Consider the following 18,421-nt stretch of genomic DNA (forward strand, 5'->3'; position numbering starts at 1 on the left):
TAAAGATTACTATTTATAGTCCTGCAGAAACAAAAGCGCCTTCTTTTTATCTTTAAATACCCGCATAGGGTAATCCGGGGTGCTTGTTTTTATAAAGAGTTGAGTAATAGCCATCGCATGATCATCTTTCACCAGAAGAGCCAGAGCTGTCGTCATAAAGGCACCTTCTATTGCGAGATAATCCCTGGCTTCCTTCTGTGCATTGGTAATGGCCCTTAGATCACAAAATATAGGGTACGAATTTTCATTTTGCAGCTGCAAACGTTGACTAACGATCTCTCTGGCCATACTCCTATTGATCTCATAAATTTCTTTATAGACAAAGAATAAGATCCCCTCAGAGATCCACATTTTCGCGTAGGTTCCATCCACCACCATCCCGTAAAGTTTTGGATATCACTAATATATAATAAAAAATAAATAGTCTTATCAGAACACCTTAAATGATTTCATTTAACATGTTTTAAAATTATAAACATAGATTTTACCTGCATTTGGATGAAAAGCCGTATGACTGTTCTGAAAAGACTTTTACCAATAACGGTTAGATTTATAATAATTTTTTGTCATAGTTTAATATGAGAATTTTCAAATCTATAGTTATGGCTAAAATAAGACACAACAATTTTCTTGATACCGTAGATGAAGTAATCACCAATGCAACAAATGCAGGAGTCTTACACCTGCATGCTGAAGGTCCGAGTTTAAACGGACGGAAAATAAAAGTTAATGGAATAGAATCCTTTCATTTTGGAACCACGGGCTATCTGGGTCTCGAACAAGACCAGCGTCTTAAAAATGCAGCCATAGAAGCTATTCAAAAATATGGCACCCAATTTCCACTTTCAAAGACTTATATCTCTCATCCATTGTATGCGGAGTTAGAAGAGAAAATAGAAGCCATCTACAACAATCCAATTCTTATAACCAAGAACAGTACGTTAGGTCATATCGCGGTTATACCAACTGCGGTAAGGGATGAGGATGCGGTAATCTTAGATCACCAGGTGCACTGGAGTGTTCAAAACGCGGCCCAATTCCTTAAAATTAGAGGTATACCTGTAAGCCTAATTCGCCATAATTCCATGGACATGCTTGAAGACCGAATAAAGAGATTATCCGGGAAGGTTAAAAAAATATGGTATATGGCAGATGGGGTTTATTCCATGTATGGTGATTATGCCCCCATAGAAGATCTTATCTCCCTTTGTGAAAAATATCCTCAGCTGCACTTGTATTTTGATGATGTGCATGGAATGAGCTGGAAGGGCCATAACGGTAGTGGCTATGTAATGGAAGTCCTAAAAGGACTACCGGAAAATATTTTACTATTTGGCACTTTAAGCAAAACCTTTGGAGCCTCAGGAGCGGTACTGGTCTGTCCAGATCGAAAACTCTTTAGAAAAATTAAAAATTTTGGTGGCCCCCTCACCTTCTCTGCCCAACTTGAACCCAGCGCTGTTGCTGCGGCAAGTGCTTCGGCAGACATTCATCTTTCTTCGGAGATTTATTCTCTACAAAAGGCACTACAGCTCCGGATAAATTATTTTAATGATCTTCTTGCAAAAACCAACCTACCCTTAATTTCAAAGAACGACTCCCCGGTTTTTTATATTGGTACGGGCTTACCCGCCACCGGCTATAATTTTGTAAAACGAATGCTGGATGATGGATTCTTTGTAAATCTGGGATTATTTCCAGCGGTTCCTGTGAAAAATACTGGAGTAAGAATTACAATTTCCTACCACAATGAATTAGAAGATATAAAAGCCTTGGTGGATGCCATGGAGTTTCATTATGAAAAAGCATTGAAAGCAACGAATAGCACTTTGGAAAGGGTTGGCAAAGCTTTTAATATAAACGTGAAGCCTACTACAATAAAAGAAAAATCAGATTCAAATATATCAGTGATTTATGCCGAAAGTATTGAGAACATAGATACAGATTTATGGAATAAACTTCTTGGAAGTCAAAATATGCTTAATAAAAATGGTCTTCAATTTCTGGAAAAATGTTTTTCCAATAATGAACAGAAAGAGCATAACTGGAAGTTCCATTATTTCATAATTAAAGATCAGAAGGATGATCCAGTGTTAGCTACATTTTTAACAAGTGGCTTATGGAAGAATGATATGCTTGCCCCTGAATCGGTATCTAAAGCCATAGAGCAAGATAGGGAATCCAATCCCTATGCGATGACCACTAAAGTACTGTCTATGGGATGTCTCTTTACCGAAGGTAGTCATTTGTATGTAGACCACAAGCATTCACAATCTGAGGAAGCTATCAAAGAACTCTTATTAAGAATCGAAACACTGGGAGAAAAACTGGGAACTGGAATGTCCGTACTACGTGATTTTTCAAAATCAACAGCCTTAGCAGAACTGTTTCAAAAGGAAGGTTACATTCCCGTCTCCATGCCGGATTCCTGTGTAATTAATAATTTGAATTGGAATAGTGAAGAAGAATTTATTGAAACATTAAGCTCCAGGTCTCGAAAACATTTCAGAAAAGAGGTACTGCCGTTTGAAGATAAGTTCCATATATCAATTTTAGACTCCCCTACTCCTGAAAAAATTGATATCTATCATGAACTCTATAAAAATGTGAAATCAAAAAATTTCGGATTAAACACCTTTACCTATCCGAAGAAAGTATTTCAAAATATGGCATCCGATTCAAACTGGGAGTTCATCGAATTAAAGCTTAAGAAGGAAAAGCAGATAGCCGGTGTAATGTTCTGTTACAAAAATAAAGAAGGTATATACGTCCCCAATTTAATCGGAATGGATTATGAATATTCCAGGGAATATCAGGTATATCGTCAGTTATTACATCAGACCATAAAAAGGGCTAAGAACTTAAACTTTCAGAATATAGATTTAGGTTTCAGCGCCTCCTTTGAAAAACGAAAATTTGGTGCATCCATAATTGAAAAACAGGCATTTATTCAAACTTCCGATAATTTTCTGTTAGAACAATTGGATATGATGAGAAATGAAATTTCATAATTGATATTGTAATCGCGGTCCTTACCTAGTCTTTATAAAACCAAACGATTTGAAGATCCCGTTACCACACTATTTTTTAATGATTCAAGGTAATAATAAGATGTTTGATGACGTAATACATGAGTTTCACAATAGTTTAAATACTACGGTGGTTCCAATTCCCCATCCCTTAAAAAAAGCGGATAAAGGGATTGATATTTCAAATCACACCCTCTCTAAATTAAAAGAAATAGTAGAAAAAGAGGATTTTGAAAATACCCCGGAAGAGATCGAATTCTTTAAAAAAATCAAACCCTGCCCCATGAGTTATCTCATCTATTTCTCAGAGGTGCGATCCTGTGAAACCCGAAAGCCTAAAGCAGGCAAAAACTTTCAGTTTAGATTTTTTGAAAAGGAACTACGTAAGATCAATAAGTTCTTTTATAAGAACAATGATTTTGTTCAATATATGGAACAAGGGCATGAATACCTGGATCACCAGCTTTTTACTAGGAACCATCGTAAGAACTATCCTTTCACTCCCATGATCAATTACTACCAGTATCCTGAATTTTCAAGCTCTCATGATATGCTATGGGCAAAGATCCAGGCTATGTATCGGCTCATCCATTTCATTAGAGAAGCAATGGAAACTCTACGACCAGGAAAACAAAGTGGTTTGATGGATAAAAAACATAAGGTCATGCTGTGGTCAGGGTCAAAAACTTCACTGGTAGAACTTATCTATGCCTTATACGCCAATGGAGATCTTAACCATGGTACTGTTGATATCAGCACAATCACTTCTTCTTTTGAGGATTTCTTCAATATCAAACTGGAGAACATCTACAAAACCTACTCTGAAATAAAGTCCCGAAAAGGTCCCAGAGCAAAATATCTTCATAATCTTATCCTGCGTTTGGAAGCTAAGATGAACCAGGATGATGAAAAATGAACTTTTCGTAGTTACGAGTTACTACGAAAAATCCAAGAATTGCCGTACAAAATCAATTTTCTAATAGTTTGGTTTATAATTCTAAGCAATACTTCCTCAAAAAAGACCATACTATAGCAATAGATATTAAATGTTAAATTTTCTCGTAACTACGAAACCCATAGGGAAAGATATCCACCAAACAGTACCAATTTAGTAGAACGAAAGTCAAACTATGATAGGGGCTATCAATTAAAAAGCTTTAACCATTTGGTAGTCCCTTTCTATTAAAAATGTTCTATTATGCCAACAAGTATTATTACCACAGACGATCTTCGAGAATTCAAAATGGAATTACTCGAAGAATTAAAAACCCTTCTTTCCAAACAAAATTCCGGGACACTGAAACGCTATCTTAAATCCTCTGAGGTTATGGATCTGCTTCAAATCAGCCCGGGAACTTTACAAAATCTTCGAATCAATGGTACGTTGCCCTATACCAAGGTGGGTGGGATCATTTACTATGATGTCCAGGAGATCCATCGGGTGATGGATGAAAACAGAGTTAAACACAATTTTGATCTATAAAGGATGAATTATATTAAGCAACTCAACGCGGCTTTTGAGAAATTCTTTTTTGACGAGCGCCTAAACCCAACCCACATTAGCCTGTATATGGCCTTATTTCAGGAATGGAATAGTAGCCGGTTTGCAGATGTATTTTTTGTAAACCGTAGGGAACTGATGCGCGTGGCCAAGATAGGCTCTAAATCTACCTATCATCGTTGTATCACAGACCTTGATTCATGGAATTACCTCTCTTATTTCCCTTCCAATAATCCGTATAAAGGAAGTAAAATTAGGATGGCCATTATAGGGACAACTGATGAACCAGTTACAGGAGACTACGATCCCATATTGGAACAGCTTGCGGAACAGTACTGTCCCAAAGATGAACCAGTTGTGTACCAGCACCATCCCATCAATGGACAAGCTGCAGACCCGCACCGTCCCGCCAGTGGACAAGCATTGGTACCTTATATAAACAATACTAAACAAATAAACATTCATAAACAGCCAAAGGGCAGGCAGGCCGTTTTAATTTTTTTTGAAGAAAAAGGATTTAATGCTGATGAAGGAAAAAAATTCTTTGATCATTACCACTCCAATAATTGGAAAACAAGTGATGGAAACGAGGTAAGGGACTGGCAAGCCTTAGCGATCCACTGGATGGATAGAACCGAATTATTCAACGAAGATAACAAGGAAATAAAAAAGGAAGCGTCCCATAATCAGGACAACCTCAAGACCACTAAAACCAAAGATTATGCACAACCCCTCTAAAATAATCGAAGGCGGCGTAGAATATTCTTTAGGCAGGTTTGATGGAAAATCCGTGCAGTATGATTTTCCGAAAATCCTGGTGTACCTGAATGCGAAAGGTAAGCTCCTCTTTGGAGAAAAGTTTAAAATTTACAAGAAGGATAAAGAGATCTTATTAAAGCTATGCTCCTACTTCATCAAGGATAAGGAAAATTGCAAAAAATTTGATATTGACATAGATAAGGGACTCTTACTTACCGGTCCCGTGGGATGTGGTAAAACAAGTCTTATGAAACTCTTACATTTTTTAGTGCCACACCAACGAAAATATGTTGTGATGCCCTGCCGGAATATTGTTTTTGCCTTCAATCATTTGGGATATAAAACCATAGAAGATTATGGAGAAAGTAGTTTTTTCTGTTTTGATGATATGGGTGTAGAACCTATGGGGCGGCATTATGGAAAAGATTGTAATGTAATCGGGGAAATCCTGCTCTCCCGTTATGATCTTTTTCTTGAAACCAAACTGAAAACCCATGCTACTACTAATTTAAATGCAGAGGAGTTGGAAGAGCGCTATGGAAATAGAGTACGCAGCAGGATGAGGGAATTGTTTAATTTGATTGCTTTTGATGAGAAGGCTGGGGATAAGAGAAAGTAAAAGTATCTAAACAAGTTCTTTTAAAAATTCTTGATTGGTATTTGATTTTTCTTTAGCAATCACACTCTTCGTATAGTCAATGAATAATTCAGATTCTTTCCCTAGTATATCCGTCAACTTATCTAATTCTTTCTCATCAATATAATCCATTAATCCTCTAGCTCCGACATAGAGACAATTAATCGCACCTAACTTTTGTCCATAATTCAGGCAACAAGATATTTCATCGTAATTGAGCTTATCAATAGACTTTTCCATTCCCGATAATTTTTCAATGATTCCCGCAGAACACCAATCTCCTGCGCCAGCTGAGTCTATCAATCCATCTATATTGATTGGTTCAGAATGAATCCATTTACCGTTTTTAAATCTGTAATCTAGTCCCTCTTCACCAAGAGTTATTATCTCTAAAGTAATATTGGTTTTTTGAAATTTATCTTTGTAATCCGAAATTCTTTCATTTGAAACTTTGATAATATCAGATATTGCTAAAGCTTCTGCAAACATTTTTTCATTACCAATTGAAGATGGTTCAAAGAAAATTGTGGCACCATTCTTTTTATTGATTTTAGCTAACTCAATAGAGGATCGATTAAGTCTATCGAAATAATAAAAATCTGCTGATGGTAATCTTGGTTCTAAATCATTAACGCTCTTATTAAGCACTGGTTTAAAATTGGGAAACCATTTTCCTGTCTTTGGACTTCTGAATTCAAATCTATGCTTAGGATTTCCATTTCTATCCGTGAGGATCCTATGAATAATTATTGGCGCACTTCCATCCTCTTTTTTAGATATTAATGAAGTGTTAACATTATTTTTGGCGAGGTCTTCCAAAATAAGCTGAGTTGCCTCACTTTCGTCCAATCTTGCTATTGGATAACTATTCCAGCCTAAAAAGGATAAGATGGTCAGCACATTTCCGCAGGAACCCCCGGCTGTAATAAGAGGTTCTGTCTTTTTATTATCATTTAAAATTATATCAAGTGCCACTAAACCAGTGCCAACACAAACATTGTTATTCATCTAAAAATTTAATTTTGGTATGGAATTCCCGTTAGCCAATTTACGAAAAGTTCACTTTTTTTTACGGTATATTTTAATTCATTTTCGTATTCAATTTTGTAGTCCATAGAATTTACATTTAGGATACCAATACTGAGTTTCTTCTTTTTATTCTTGTACTCGTAAGCTGCTAAAATTGCTCCTATGGATAAAAGCTTACTGGAAAAACTCGATATAATAGCTTTGCAGCCGCCTAGCTCACTCAAAGTCTTGTTGTAGTTATCAGCTGCTTTGATTATTTTCTTGTAAGCCTCAAAAGGATTTTGTTCCGGTACGTACATAATATTTTGAGACTCAATTTGTAACTCATTAAAGAATAAATCGTGATTCTCAATATAAATATTATCAGACCGCCTTAAGTCTTTGGAAGGGAATGGCAACAAAGGACATATTTCTGCCGGCTCAATGAACTGATTAGCACTTCTAAACTGATTTGTTTTTCCCTCTCCCGTAAGAGGAAACCAAATCTTAGGGATGCTTTTTGAAACAACTTCTATTTGGCCACCAAAACCGTGTTGATACTCTAAATCATTATTTATCCCTACCTCTGTTATCATCGAATCAATTTCGGCGTTTTCGGTAGTTGCAATGAAAAAATTTATAATACTATCACATTGTAAATTATCTATTAGACTTAAAATTTTACCAGTAGTTGAAAAATATATGCTTCTGGGCAGCGAACTTATATCTAGAAAAATATCTGTGTAATCAGATATTAGTTGTTTTGTAAAAAACTTAGCAGCCTCTATTTCCCTTTTCTTACCTATATCCTGAAGCTGAATTTCAGTTATGTTTACATTTTTTAGTGATCTGATCTCTGCTAAATTTGAATCCGTTAAAGCTTTATACTTCTTGGAATGCTTATTTTTTTCTTGTCTGAATTTTAAAAGAATAACTTCGATTTCTAGAGGATCTACTTCGTTATTTAGCTCCTTGATACCGAAATTCATTCTGGGATCAAAACCCAATCCTAAAATAAACAGTATCTTTCTATTGTTTCCATTTTTTAAAAAATGCTTCTTAAAAAAAGTATTACACTGGTCGTTTTTGAAGAAGATATAAGGATCCCAACGAAGGTTTGAAGATTCTGCTACTTTTTTATCCATCTTAATAGTTCATTAGGTTTTATTTTATTCCAACCTCCAAACTGAAGAGGTAAATTGTACATGACACAAAGCCACCTATTTAGATAATAAATATCCCATTGCTGGCCTTTTTTTCCCTGTATAACTTTTTGAACTTCAAACAGATTATAAGCCAAGCACGTTTTTATAACATCCCTCAAGGGGTCATAGAATTCACTCTCTTCCCAATCTTCATCTTTTATGAGTTGAAGCGTCGATTTTTGATGAATAGCAAATCCTGTTATGCCTGGTGCATACGATGCGGTATCTGAAAAAGTTTTTGACTGTAGAAACCTACCTAAATTATTTAAAAACCTTTTTACCTCTAGCGAGTTAGGTAAAAGTATATCCAATTCATCCCATTTTTGAGCTACAACCTTTTTTATGATTTTTTCTTGACGCTCAGCTGTTAAGGACGGGTTTTTTCCAGCTATTGAATTGGATAATATCCCCTCAAATATTTCGGCCGAAAATGATAAAAATTGTTCAATGTTATTACTTGAAATTTTCGAAAGATTCGAAAAACCGTAATAGTAAGGTATCTTATCATACCTGTTTAAAAACAATTTACCTACACTAATTAATTCATTATTCCCTTCCAAGAGCTGTTCCTTAGAGAGTGAAAAGTTAAAATCGAGTTGATTCTTGTTTTCGTCTCTATGGATTAATAATATGGCCTTCCTGATTAGGTATGCCCTTTCCGGTGTAATTTCTTCACCAACTTCATTAACGAGGTAATCTACCCATTCACTAAATTTTGAATTGAAAGACGAAACTTTAAAAAGTTCTGTAATCGATTTATTAATCGCTGTACTTAATTTGTTTTTGTAAGTACTGGTCTCTATAAAATCACTCAAATATTCTCTAAATGACGTTATACCTTCTGTAGAATAACTTGCCCTACTCAGCGATATCTGTAAAAGCGCTTTGTTAAATTTGGCTGTATTGCTGCTCCAAAAACTCTCAAGGTTAATTTCATTATAATCCCTGTTTAAAAACGAACTGAAATCTTCAATCTTTACTAACCTTTCAGAAATCCATACGCTACAATACTGTCGCTGTTCTGTTACATATTCGAAGAGAGATTTTCGCTGATTTTTAGATAATTTGTGCGCATCGTCAATCATAAAAATTATTTTCTCCGCAACTTGCTCTCCATTGAACTTGATGTGTTCCGGATTCAAGGAATAGATTGAAAATAACTCATCGTGACCCTCTATGGAATCATAATCAACTGTCAAGAAGCTATCTAAGACCTCATATATTTCAACCTCAAGATTTGATGCCCAATTAAAAAGATCTTCCCCCGTGCAGGGCAGATTAATTTTTTTAAAGTAATTGTGGTTGTCCTTATATTCAAAAGTAATTTGGTCCAAATCGTCAGGGAAGTTCAGACTTTTTAGTTCTGTTACCCTTTTTAGGGTTGCCAAAATTAATCTTGAATTCAATAGTGCATAGAACAACCTTTTCTTGTGATGTGGGTTGATATCGATTTCTTCTAGCAATTCATAATTTCTTGTGCATTTAATCAATACACCGAGGGCTAAAACCTTTTTGTTATCAATTACTCCAAGCATTTTCAATTTAGAATGCGTTTCTTTGTAATCTGAATTGCCCTTGTGATTATGAACTAGAGACAATAAACCAGGCTCAAATATTCTCAACAATGATGTTTTGCCTGCACCTGCTGAACTTCTTATAAATAGTACGTTGCCCCATAGATTCTGTTCCTTTTGCTGCTCAATAAGTACGTTTAATACTTCCGGGCTGAATAGGCGCAGGAAATTAACATCTGATTCTATTTTTTCAGATGCTCTCATTTTGAAAGGATTTCTTAATTTATTGCTCATTAGAAATGCCTTGTTATCCTAGGAAATAAACCTCTATATTCTTTATCGTCAGGAAACCACAAAATAGGTATAGAATTATTGGGTGTATTATGGTTCAATACTAACGGCAAAGAACATTCATTAAAGCCTAAATATGGCTTATCACACTTGCCTTTTTTGTAATGTAAATCTATGATGCTATCGTCAAAATATTCTTTCATCAATTTATTGAATGCCTTATCCTCTGCGATTCCCTTTTTAATCGAATTGGGAATTATTTGAATTACACTTATGTTTATGGTTATTGAACTTTTATTTTCTTCTTTCCATTCCGCAATAGACTTCTCCAAATATTCTTTAGCTTCTTCCGTAGCAATGTAAAACAGTACATTTATCTCTAAGGAATCAATACTGATCAATTCTTGTAAAGAATTATCTTTGTAGTTTTCTGGATGCAATAAAAAGTCAATAAACTTAAAAATCTTGCCTTTGTATTTATCAGCTTCCAATCTAAAATAACTTTTACCGCTAGCTGTAAAATCATCTATGAGAAATATAGAACTAAATTTCTCGTGCCCATCTTTCTTTAATTCTTTTTGAAGGTCAGCAGATTTTTCTTCTGAAATATAGTAAGTGGAAAAAACCTGTTCGTTATTCAACCCACTCATTCTTCTAAAATAATCGATTCTGGAACCGTCACTAAGACCAATAAATAGTGTTTTCCTTTTATTGCTCTTATATTCATCGCTATGATAAATTTCATTTATTTTGAAATGGTCGATATTTAGTTCATAACCTGTTTTTGTGAACAAAAATGGTTGTACCGCATCGGAAAAAGCTAAAGACACAAGTTGCTGAATTTGGTTCTCAGATATAAAAACAAGTTGTGTCTTAACGAAATTATAGGCGACCTTTCTTTCCTCTATAGTTTTGAATTGTCGTAACCAACTGGTAAGACTACCTAAAAAAAGCATTCCAGGTGAGAATTGTCTGTATTCATCATATTTAAAATTAGATATTGCTTGTAGCATAGGTCTTTCAACCTGAACTTCATCTACATCCCATTGCATTATTTTAAGCAACAATTTTTCTGCTAATCTCTGCCTCATTTATTGATTTCGAATTTCATATGATTTTTGTAGAAACGAATTTTACTAAGATATTCTTCAGTAGCCTCTACATTACTTAATCCCAAACTGGCTAAATTCCAACAGGTGTCTCTCTCTAAAGAAACTTCGTCAACGCTAAGTGATAAACTTGTCCCAAGTAACTTATAATCATTGCCTGGCCACATCCCTTTATCCCCTATACATAAATAACTACCTTTTAACCCTAGTGTTTTTTCTTGCTGTTTACAGAAATTGACTATTGAAAGTTTTGATGTGTTTCTGGGAATTATATCAATTGAGTGGTCAGATTCTAATATTTGTACATTGAGGTCTGCGTGGCTTAATATTGTTCCTCTTATATAGGACTTTAGTTTTACGGCATTATTCTTACTTTCTATCTCAATAGTAATTTGACCTGGACGCAGTTCTATAGAAGCCTCATACCCCTTTAATTTGGATTTTAAAATTTCGTAAGATTTTAAAATAGACTCTTCGGCATCTTGCTTCAGGTTTGGAAGTTCATTTTGACCCAAACTACCTATCTCAAAACCATTATAATATGAGATAAAGACATTGTCATAAAACTTTTCAGGGATAAAAGTTTGCAGATTTTCTCTAGCAGATTTACCTCTGCCTGTTGAGATGCCAACTAAAAATCCATTTTCCAGGATTTCAATTAGTCTACTCTTAATTTTATTATCTACACCTTCATATCGTTTCAAGCTACTACATAATGTACCGTCAAAGTCAAATATGATTGTAGTAAGTTTTTCACTCTTAATTTTTTTGATAAAATTCTCATAGTTTTTGTTCCAGGCTTTCAGTAATTTAGGGTTGACAATATCAAGAGCACCTATTTTTCTATAAATTGAATTATAAGCCCTAGTAGATACAGAGAATTTTTCTTTAAATATAGAGTAGTAACTGAGATTATATAATTTTCTGCCAAATTCAGGGACACCTGGTCTGCCAGGATCGATATTTGCGTTCTTGCCTAGTTCCTGGACTAGCCGAAACGATTGCAACAATTGGTCTATGCTCGACATAGGAAACTGACATTTACTATCAATAATTATAGAAGGTATCGCCTCTGGTAGAACCTTAATAGTTTTTTCCGCAAGTGACCTGTCAATATTATTGGTGAGCAAAACTATTGCGGAATTTTGCGGTCTTTTGTCAAACCAATTATGTCTTCCATGTCCAAAATTTCGATAATCAGCGGTAGTCAAATCGCAAAGCGAAGCCTCAATGCATTTCGATTCAATATCCATTGCAACACATTTACTTGAACCGCTGTATAACACAAACAAAGTGTAACTCGCATCAATTTTATCCGAAAATTCTTTTATGGTTTTCGAAATATCCCTGACATTTTCTTTGAGAACATTTAAAGCTTTTAACTCACTGAAAACCCTAGTGAATATGGCAAAATATGCTAGTAGGGAATTGGTAGCCAAAAATCCATCTCTTCCTGTTGGGATTTCATACTCATAGACTTTAGCTTTGGAATATAAATCGGATAGCTTGCTTAAAGGAGAACCTTTCGCCATACAAATTGTATGCAACGCCTTAGGATTTTCTTTGATAATGCTCTTAAAAGCAAAAAGAATATCCTTATTTTTTCCACTTGAGCTGACCAAGAAAAAACTTGAGCCGCTAAAGTTCTTTTTAGAATACATTACTTCCAAAGGTGTAACAGACTTCGCTACGACACCAATTTGCTCAAATAAGAATTCAAGAAGATAACAAGCACTTAAAGAACCACCAGAACCTATAATATAGACAGTGGTATTTCGACAACTTTCTATTGATTTTTTTAGTGCATCAAGATTAAGCTCTGAAACCCAATTTAATAAGTCATAATTTAGTTTAAGTTCTTCAGTAAATGGTTTACCCATCTTAAATGACAGTATTAAAATTTGCGAATTTGCAATATAATATTATTCCACAGCTTTTTCTCATTTGCTGAAATTTATTTAAAACCTGTTTCTGAATTATTAAAATCCCCTGAAATTCCTTTCATAGAATTCTCAAAATTGATTGCGGATTAGATATAGTTTGAGACTCATTTCTTTCATAAATCTCTAAATTTTAATTAACCTTTCAAATAATAATAATAATAATAATAATGCTAGAGCTTTATAAGGTTTAAAAGTCTGGTAGTAAACCGCCTCCTCCTAATTACTCAAAAACCCCGATTCTAAAAAGACACTGGGATAATAATAAACCGTTTCCCTAATTACCTGAAAATTTCCAAACTTCACTCCCCTACTTTCAAAATCCAGCTTCTTATTTAGGTCATCTGTAACTGAAAAGCAAACCGAGTGGAATCATCTGAATATTTTGAAGTACCAACAGTCACATAAACTTCAATACCTCTTGCTTTTCGATTGTCCGAATGATTACAATGCAGCGAAATAAACATATCAGCCTTTAGTCTCTTAGCCAGCTTAGTTCTATCCGACAATGAAATCAAGGTATCACTATAGCGAGTCAAATAAATAACTAATGGCGCATCCTTCTGCTCATTTAGCTCCAAGACCGTGTCCTTTTCCTGAATACCATTTATTCCAAGGCACCGGAATCTTTTCCACCGTGTCCGGGATCAATAACTATTATTTTTTAATTCTGAGATCCCTGCCAGAAAATGAAACACATTTTCAGGAGCAAAATCATAAAGCTGACGTTTTTGAGTGTTTTCTAAATTTTCAAATTTCAGGTTATCAACAACTTACCCATTGATATTCATAGAATTTAACACCAAATAATAGCAACGAAATTGAAATAACAACAAATAATATTTTATTCACAAATATCTGATTTTCAATTATTTGAAAATATTTATGTGTAATTTTTCTTTAACGAAAACAACATCAAAAATCTAAACTTTTCCGTTATGAAAAAATCAATCTATTTGGCAACTGCAGTTTCACTGCTTTCAACATCTCTCTTTGCACAGATTGGAGGAATTGAAAACTCCGTTAACGATGTTTCTGATACTATTAGGAGCATCTTCCCTATTATCCTGGGGGTCATCTTCCTTATTGGATTTCTATTTAATGCTGGTCATTTCTTTGGAGAAAATTCTGATCTCAAAAAAGGAATCACCAGGGTCCTGGTCTTTGTTCTCATTGCCGGCGCTGTCGTGGGTATTTTTTCCTATCTGATCACCATTGTAGTATAAGATCGTGAAGTAATAAGGAACTAAACGTTATGAAAAAATTTGAGATCTATAGAAATATGAGAAAGAAGGCAATCATTTTTGGATTGCCTTTATCCCTGTTCGCACTGATGATGGTATCCATAATAGCTTCACTTCTGGTCGTCATCTTTTCTTTCAGTTTTGGGATTATTAGTGGGGTATGCCTTTTCAATTCGGTTTTATACATCGCCTTGATCAGGTCAGTGAATAATCCTCAGGTATTTCATGTGGCCAAAGTATTCCCAAAAATCATAAGTAATAAAAAAAATTCCGGCTTCGACTATGAAAAAGATTAACCTATCAGCCCATAATCCTATTGTAGATATTCGAGACAATATCATTTTTGCCAATAATGGTAATGTGGTTTTATGTTATGAGGTGATCTTACCAGAGATATATTCCCTATCTGAAAAAGATTTTGAAGATATACATGGAGCATGGTTTCAGGCACTTAAATCACTACCGGTAGGAACTGTTGTCCATAAGCAGGATATTTATTTAAAGACAGCCTATTCGTGTGAGAAATTACCACGCAAATCCTTTTTAGAAAAAGCCACCCATGATCATTTCAAAGGAAGAGGATATATGCAGCATCGCAGTTTTCTCTTTTTTATCCTGCCCAAAAATAAAGCCCTTAATAACTCCAAATATGTCAATCCGTTTAGAAATATCTCAAAAGCAATTGTTAGGGAATTAGATGATACTATACAGAGCTTTACAGCTGCAGTGAGCGATTCGGTATCATTTATCAATAACAGTCGTAAAATAGATATCCTCCCACTTGAAAGAAAATGTATAGAGCACCTGACTAACAGTTATTTCAATGGTTTCAATGAAGGTTTTGATACTGATATTCTATTAGAAAAAGGGAATATAAATATTGGTGAAAATTATTTTGACGCCCTGGCCATCAATAGCGAACTATGTTTTGGCGAAAGTGTTCAAAGTAGCAAGACCAATGAAAATTTCACTTCAGACGATTTTGTATTCCATCAGGGATTTATTGATGGTTTAGGGCTCACCCTGAATGAAAATCATATGATAAACCAGATCATATACCTGGACGATAAACATAAATGGCGCAGGCTGCTGGATAAAAAAGTTGAGGAATTAAAAAAGAGTTCCAATTTCGGATCTCAAAACAAAATAGTACTGGGGAAAATACAGGATACCCTTGATCGGATCAACGGGGACGAAAATTCCAGAATCATACGCGGTCATCTAAACATCATCTATTGGGATCGGGAAGCTAAAAATCTGGATAGGATTGCTTCCAAAATAAAGACCGAATTCAAAGAGCTTGACATTCTACCCTATTACCCTGGAGGTGAAGAACGTAAAAATTATATACTAAACAGTTATTGCTGTTTTTCGTCCAATTTCTCCAATGAAGATCTATATGTGACAGACCTAAAACATGCCCTGTGCCTGTTTATTAATAATACCAATTATAAGTCTGATCCTACAGGTATCATCTTTAATGACCGGGAACATAACATCCCTGTACTTAAAGATGTTTGGGACGAGAAAAAGAAACGGATCAAGGCACGGAATTTTGCCATTTTTGCCCCAACGGGTGAAGGCAAGTCTTTTTTGGCTAACAACATCCTGAGACAATATTTTGAAAGTGGGATACGCCTGGTCATTATTGACCTGGGAGGATCCTACACCAAATTTGCCAAACTATATCCGGGACAATATACTGTGCTTCGCTATGAGAGTGGAAAGAGTCTAGGTATCAATCCTTTCTACATCAATAATAAAAATGATCTAAGCCCGGAACGTCTGGAAGATTTATCGGTGTTCTTATTCGAACTATTCGGCTCTGATCTGAAAGTAACCAAGGCTCAGTCCGTATCAATTAAAAAGATTTTAAGCCACTATTATATAAACACATCTGAGAATCATTCTTTAGATAGCTTTTATCACTTCATCGAAATCAACCAAAAAGAGTTGTTGAGCAAACTCAAAATCCATCCCGACTACTTCAACATTACAAACTTCTTACATATCATGTCGGAGTATGTTGGTGATGGTCTATATAGTTTTCTATTTGAAGTCAGCGAAGATCAGACCTATAAAATCGAGGATAAACGTTTGATCGTTTTTGAACTGGATGAAGTAAAGGATAACAAGGAAATTCTTTCGGTAATGTTGAAGCTGATCAAGTCGGCTATACAAAGAACCATATGGAAGAATCGTTCGGAAAAAGGAATCATACTTTTTGATGAATTTGCCAAACAACTAAAATTTGAAAACGTACTGGAGAGCGTGGAATTTTATTACCAGGCTATCCGTAAACAGAATGGTGCTATTGGAATCATTTTACAATCGATCAACCAGCTTCCCAATAATTCCACTTCGGCGAGTATCCTGGAGAACACACAGGTGATTTACAGCCTCCATAACGAAAAAGGATATGAAGAGCTGGTAAGACGCTTAAGTCTTTCTACACACGATCTCAACCAATTAAGATCTATAAAGAACAACCTTACCGGTTCCAGAAAGTACACAGAGATCTTTATAAAGATTGGAAAACAAAGCAATGTGTTCCGGCTCGAAGTACCCATGGAAGTTTATGCGGCATATCTGACTGACGGGTCAGAAAATGATACCATCATGGCGCTGTATGACCAACATAACTCCATGGAAAAAGCAATTACAGAATTTATTAATCCTAAAACCAGGAAATCATGAAAAAGCAAACTCAAATTTTGATTGTAGTAATGGCTATAGCCTTTTTATTGCCTGCACGCGCTGCGTGCCAGGGAATGCCCGTTTATGATAATACCAATTTTATCAGTCTGGTAAAATCCCTTGTAGAATCTGCAAAACAGACAGCCAATCTGGTAAAGACGGTTAATTTTCTAAAGGCTCAAAAAGAGAATATAGAAAAGGTCAATAGTGTCATTCAGGATCTACAGGCTGTTCGGGAGATCGGACGAAATAATCAGCGATTGATCAGCGTCATGCAGAATGACCTTCGAGACATTCTGGATTCTCCGTATATCGAACCCGATGAAGTAATCAGGGTCACAGAATCCTTTGATGCAGTAGTAGAAAATTCCCTGGCAACCATGGATTTTATCGATGAGATCTTATCCAGTGACCATTTAAAAATGAGTGATGCAGAACGGGCCGAGGTATTAAAACAAAAAGAACTGGAAAGCCAGGAAATGGTGAATGATGTGCGCTTGAAAACCAGGCGTTACCAGGACATCATATCATTTAGGAAGATGCAGGACAGGATCAATAACCGGGAAACTACTTATTAATGACAGCTGGTGCCATCATATCCGCAGTAGGTCTGGAATATATTGATACTGTGTTCCAGACGATTCAGAGTAGTGAGTTCTCGCAATACACTATAGTAGGAATGAAAACCTTAGCTGTTTTATTTTTCCTGGTGAATATTCTGAAGGAATATAATGAGGGTGTAGCGGAAAAGGATGGATATACGTGGGGGCTTAGTCCTGGTGAACTGGCTAAGAATTTTGCCGTGGTATTGCTGGTTATTTTCTCTACTCAGATTTTAGGATTTTTTGATGAAATCCTGGTAGCCATAGAGAACCAATACCGTGAAACTGCTCCTGCCCTCCTCCCCTTACAAATGCAGGAAATCCCGATTGAAGAAGATGTTTCCGCACTGGATGCTATGCGCAAAGCCATGGCCTTACTATATGAAGCACTGGTCACTCCATTATATGGTTTTAAAACTTTTGCCTTTCTGATCAGCCTGTTTTTATGGATCCTGGATCTGTTCATTTATCCCCTTTTCCTTGCGGAGCGCTATTTCATACTAGGAATCATGCAGGCTTTCTTTCCTTTGATCCTTAGTCTTTCGGTATTTGAGAAGTTCCGTTCGATGGCCTATAGCTTTTTCAGATTATATGCGGGAGTATATATGCTTGTACCGGCTTTTTTTCTGGTCAATGTATTTATTAACGCGCTCTATACGGAGATTAATACTAACTTCTGGCAGAACCTTTTCGGAACCGATTTCGGGAGTAATTTCTTTGCTCCGGTGGTGGAACTGGGATCAATTGGTTTTATCGTCTTTTTAAAATTCAAATTATACCACCGCGCCATCTCCTTTACCCTGAGATTATTCACCAGCTAAACCTTTGCCAGTTATGGAAAAGATAGATCAGAATAAGCAGATGCAAAAACACTAAACACAAAAA

17 protein-coding genes are annotated in these 18,421 nt (G+C 35.5%); 10 read left to right on the plus strand and 7 right to left on the minus strand.

All coding sequences use genetic code 11. From position 1 onward, the window contains the following. Positions 1-9 precede the first annotated feature (9 nt). Positions 10-378 (minus strand): hypothetical protein, encoded by a 369-nt coding sequence (locus tag T8I65_RS08940; protein ID WP_322300364.1) that lies wholly within the window; start codon positions 376-378, stop codon positions 10-12. A gap of 224 nt (positions 379-602) precedes the next feature. Between T8I65_RS08940 and T8I65_RS08945 the strand changes: the two genes are divergently transcribed. The 5 genes from T8I65_RS08945 (at position 603) to T8I65_RS08965 (ending at position 5,908) form a co-directional block, all read left to right on the plus strand. Further along, a complete protein-coding gene (locus tag T8I65_RS08945; protein WP_322300365.1) occupies positions 603-3,011 on the plus strand; it encodes an aminotransferase class I/II-fold pyridoxal phosphate-dependent enzyme in 2,409 nt (802 codons plus the stop codon). A gap of 100 nt (positions 3,012-3,111) precedes the next feature. Next, on the plus strand, positions 3,112-3,945 hold the full coding sequence (locus T8I65_RS08950; RefSeq protein ID WP_322300366.1) for an RteC domain-containing protein: 834 nt from the start codon (positions 3,112-3,114) through the stop codon (positions 3,943-3,945). A gap of 282 nt (positions 3,946-4,227) precedes the next feature. After that, a complete protein-coding gene (locus tag T8I65_RS08955; protein WP_089663749.1) occupies positions 4,228-4,512 on the plus strand; it encodes a helix-turn-helix domain-containing protein in 285 nt (94 codons plus the stop codon). Positions 4,513-4,515: 3 nt separating this feature from the next. After that, complete coding sequence (locus T8I65_RS08960; RefSeq protein WP_322300367.1) at positions 4,516-5,268, plus strand: hypothetical protein; 753 nt, start codon at positions 4,516-4,518, stop codon at positions 5,266-5,268. Further along, complete coding sequence (locus tag T8I65_RS08965; protein WP_322300368.1) at positions 5,252-5,908, plus strand: ATPase; 657 nt, start codon at positions 5,252-5,254, stop codon at positions 5,906-5,908. Before T8I65_RS08960 ends, T8I65_RS08965 begins: the two co-directional genes overlap by 17 nt. Before the next feature lie 6 nt (positions 5,909-5,914). Here T8I65_RS08965 and T8I65_RS08970 read toward each other — a convergent pair whose 3' ends face one another. The 6 genes from T8I65_RS08970 to T8I65_RS08995 all read right to left on the minus strand — a co-directional run bounded on the left by T8I65_RS08970 (position 5,915) and on the right by T8I65_RS08995 (position 13,574). Beyond that, entirely contained in the window at positions 5,915-6,934 is a 1,020-nt protein-coding gene (locus tag T8I65_RS08970; protein ID WP_322300369.1) for a PfkB family carbohydrate kinase, read from the minus strand. Positions 6,935-6,942: 8 nt separating this feature from the next. Next, on the minus strand, positions 6,943-8,079 hold the full coding sequence (locus tag T8I65_RS08975; RefSeq protein ID WP_322300370.1) for a hypothetical protein: 1,137 nt from the start codon (positions 8,077-8,079) through the stop codon (positions 6,943-6,945). Next, positions 8,064-9,947, minus strand: a complete 1,884-nt coding sequence (locus tag T8I65_RS08980; protein WP_322300371.1) for a hypothetical protein — start codon at positions 9,945-9,947, stop codon at positions 8,064-8,066. The genes T8I65_RS08975 and T8I65_RS08980 overlap by 16 nt, the downstream gene beginning before the upstream one ends. Then, on the minus strand, positions 9,947-11,035 hold the full coding sequence (locus T8I65_RS08985) for a hypothetical protein (protein WP_322300372.1): 1,089 nt from the start codon (positions 11,033-11,035) through the stop codon (positions 9,947-9,949). The genes T8I65_RS08980 and T8I65_RS08985 overlap by 1 nt, the downstream gene beginning before the upstream one ends. Beyond that, positions 11,032-12,933, minus strand: a complete 1,902-nt coding sequence (locus T8I65_RS08990; protein ID WP_322300373.1) for an SIS domain-containing protein — start codon at positions 12,931-12,933, stop codon at positions 11,032-11,034. Before T8I65_RS08990 ends, T8I65_RS08985 begins: the two co-directional genes overlap by 4 nt. 395 nt (positions 12,934-13,328) lie before the next feature. Then, positions 13,329-13,574 (minus strand): N-acetylmuramoyl-L-alanine amidase, encoded by a 246-nt coding sequence (locus T8I65_RS08995; RefSeq protein ID WP_322300374.1) that lies wholly within the window; start codon positions 13,572-13,574, stop codon positions 13,329-13,331. Between the two features lie 357 nt (positions 13,575-13,931). Here T8I65_RS08995 and T8I65_RS09000 point away from each other — a divergent pair, with 357 nt between their 5' ends. Genes T8I65_RS09000 through T8I65_RS09020 form a run of 5 tightly spaced genes read left to right on the plus strand, consistent with a single transcriptional unit; the run spans position 13,932 to position 18,357 of the window. Continuing rightward, complete coding sequence (locus tag T8I65_RS09000) at positions 13,932-14,219, plus strand: hypothetical protein (RefSeq protein ID WP_322300375.1); 288 nt, start codon at positions 13,932-13,934, stop codon at positions 14,217-14,219. Between the two features lie 29 nt (positions 14,220-14,248). Continuing rightward, positions 14,249-14,533 (plus strand): hypothetical protein, encoded by a 285-nt coding sequence (locus T8I65_RS09005; RefSeq protein WP_322300376.1) that lies wholly within the window; start codon positions 14,249-14,251, stop codon positions 14,531-14,533. Then, positions 14,520-16,934 carry a TraG family conjugative transposon ATPase gene (locus T8I65_RS09010; protein WP_322300377.1) on the plus strand — a complete coding sequence of 805 codons (2,415 nt, stop codon included), beginning with the start codon at positions 14,520-14,522 and terminating at the stop codon, positions 16,932-16,934. The genes T8I65_RS09005 and T8I65_RS09010 overlap by 14 nt, the downstream gene beginning before the upstream one ends. Beyond that, positions 16,931-17,512 (plus strand): conjugal transfer protein, encoded by a 582-nt coding sequence (locus T8I65_RS09015; RefSeq protein ID WP_322300378.1) that lies wholly within the window; start codon positions 16,931-16,933, stop codon positions 17,510-17,512. Before T8I65_RS09010 ends, T8I65_RS09015 begins: the two co-directional genes overlap by 4 nt. Next, positions 17,512-18,357: a hypothetical protein gene (locus T8I65_RS09020; protein ID WP_322300379.1), complete on the plus strand. Its 846-nt coding sequence runs from the start codon at positions 17,512-17,514 to the stop codon at positions 18,355-18,357. Before T8I65_RS09015 ends, T8I65_RS09020 begins: the two co-directional genes overlap by 1 nt. The last annotated feature ends 64 nt before the right edge of the window (positions 18,358-18,421 follow it).

The sequence above is a fragment of the Christiangramia sp. OXR-203 genome (assembly GCF_034372165.1).
In the GTDB taxonomy this organism is placed as follows: Bacteria; Bacteroidota; Bacteroidia; order Flavobacteriales; family Flavobacteriaceae; genus Christiangramia.